The organism is Aeromicrobium sp. CnD17-E (genome assembly GCF_024124745.1).
Lineage (GTDB): Bacteria > Actinomycetota > Actinomycetes > Propionibacteriales > Nocardioidaceae > Aeromicrobium.
On sequence record NZ_JAMXRU010000205.1, the window covers coordinates 1 to 1,565 of the forward strand.

Genomic DNA, 1,565 nt, shown 5'->3' on the forward strand with positions numbered 1-1,565 from the left:
CCCGCCGACGAGCCGGCCGCCACCGGCGTCCAGACCTGCGAGGGGCAGCACGCGCGCCCGCGCCCCCAGGGCCAGCACGAGGTGGTCCCACGGCTCGTCGGACCCGTCGTCGAGCCGGACCCGTCGGGCGGCGAGGTCGAGCTCGACCGCCCGCACGCCGCGCCGGACCCGGGCGCCGGACGCCTCGGGCAGCGTCAGCGACGCGAGGTCGGTGCGACCGGCGACCAGCTCCGACAGCAGGACGCGCTTGTACGGCTCGTACGACTCCTCGCCCAGCAGCACCACGTCGGCGGCGGGGTCGAGCCGCAGCGCCTCCTCGACGAACCGGTGGCCGACCATCCCGGCACCCACGACGACGATCCTCACGACTCGACCTCCTGCAGCACGCGGGCCGTGGCCGGCCCGACGTCGTCGGCGACCCGCTCGACGCGGACCGCGCACACCTTGAACTCGGGCATGCCGGACACCGGGTCGGTCGCGTCGTTCGTGAGTGCGTTGACCAGGCTGTCGCCGGCGAAGTGGAACGGCACGAAGACGGTGTCGGGTCGCACGTCGCGGGTGATGCGGGCGGGTGCGACCATCGAGCCGCGGGCCGACGTGACGCGGACGAGCTCGGCCCCGTCGAGGCCGAGCCGCGCGGCGAGGCTCGGGTGCAGCTCGACGTGCGGTCCGCCGGCGGCGTCGCACAGCGCCGGGACGCGTCGGGTCTGCGCCCCCGACTGGTAGTGCGCGAGGAGCCGGCCGGTCACGAGGTGCAGCGGCGCGTCGGCGTGGACGTCGTCGTCGGGCCCGACCGGTCGCACCGCCACCATCCGGGCCCGGCCTGACGGCGTCGCGAAGCGGTCGGTGAACAGCCGCGGGGTGCCCGGGTGGTCCGGGTCGGGGCACGGCCAGTGCAGCGCCTCGCCCGTGTCGAGCCGGGCGTGGCTGAGTCCTGCGTAGTCCGCACGTCCCCCCGCGCTCGCCCGCGCGAGCTCGTCGAAGACGACCGACGCGTCCGTGGACCACGTGCCGGGCGCGTCCAGGCGCCGGGCCAGCTCGGACCAGATCCAGAGCTCGTCGCGCACGAGCGCCGGCGGGTCGACGTGGCGACGGCGGCGCAGCACCCGACCCTCGAGGCTGGTCATGGTGCCCTCCTCCTCGGCCCACTGCGTGACGGGCAGGACGTAGTCGGCGAGCAGCGCGGTCTCCGACGGCACGACGTCGCAGACGACGAGCAGGTCCAGCGACGCGAGCCGGTCGCGCACGCCACCGGCGCGCGGGGCGCTGACCACGACGTTGCTGCCGTGCACGAACAGGCCGCGGGGCCCGTCCTCGGCGCCCAGTGACGACAGCAGCTGCACCGCGGGGACCCCGGACCGGGGGAGGAGCCCGGGGTCGACGCCCCAGACGGCGGCGACGTGCGCGCGGTCGGCGGGGTCCTCGATCGAGCGGTACCCCGGGAGCTGGTCGGCCTTCTGGCCGTGCTCGCGCCCGCCCTGGCCGTTGCCCTGGCCGGTGAGCGCGCCGTAGCCGCCACGCCGTGCGCCCGGCAGCCCGAGCGCCAGGGCCAGGGAGATCGCCGC

2 protein-coding genes are annotated in these 1,565 nt (G+C 76.7%); both read right to left on the minus strand.

Annotated elements, in window-relative coordinates; genetic code table 11:
- Nucleotides 1–366: FAD-dependent oxidoreductase (locus NH339_RS18130; protein ID WP_253027422.1), on the minus strand; the 366-nt coding region annotated here is incomplete at its 3' end.
- On the minus strand, nt 363–1,565 hold a 1,203-nt coding region (locus NH339_RS18135), incomplete at its 5' end, for a molybdopterin oxidoreductase family protein (protein WP_253027424.1). The genes NH339_RS18130 and NH339_RS18135, both read right to left, overlap by 4 nt.